A 671-nucleotide genomic window follows, 5' to 3' on the forward strand; every position below is an offset into this window, starting at 1 on the left:
TGTGCTTACAAGCAGTCAGAGGCCTTTCGTGGGCTGATGGCGTGCCTTTTGCATAATGAGCCTACGAGTTACTCCTCCCCGGCAAGGTTAAGCGCTTCAAGGCGCGGAGCCGCAGCGAAAGCGAGTCTGAACAGGGCGCGGAGTCGGGGGGGGTAGACGCGAAACTTGGTGAGCTACCCATGAGCAGGTTGAAGGTGCGGTAACACGCACTGGAGGACCGAACGAGTTTCCGTTGAAAAGGATTTCGATGACTTGTGGGTAGGGGTGAAAGGCCAATCAAACTGAGAAATAGCTCGTACTCCCCGAAATGTATTGAGGTACAGCGTCGGCGTTGAGGTCAGTGGAGGTAGAGCTACCAATAGGACTAGGGGGTGTCAGAGCCTACCGAATCCTGATGAACTCCGAATGCCACTGGCTATAGCCGGCAGTGAGGCCTGGGGTGCTAAGGTCCCCGGCCGAGAGGGAAAGAACCCAGACCATCTGCTAAGGTCCCTAAATCCAGATTAAGTTGAACAAAGGAGGTCCACTTGCTTTGACAGCCAGGAGGTTGGCTTGGAAGCAGCCATTCCTTTAAAGAGTGCGTAACAGCTCACTGGTCGAGCGAGCGGGCGTCGATAATACGCGGGCATCAAATCTGGTACCGAAGCAATGGATGTAACCTGCAAGACGGT

The 671-nt window shown here is 54.7% G+C and carries 1 rRNA gene; it reads left to right on the forward strand.

Going from position 1 to position 671, the window contains the following annotated elements:
* A 23S ribosomal RNA gene (locus J4G38_RS25595) occupies window positions 1–671 on the forward strand; the annotation flags it as partial.

The sequence above is a fragment of the Hymenobacter terricola genome (assembly GCF_017921975.2).
GTDB lineage: Bacteria > Bacteroidota > Bacteroidia > Cytophagales > Hymenobacteraceae > Hymenobacter > Hymenobacter terricola.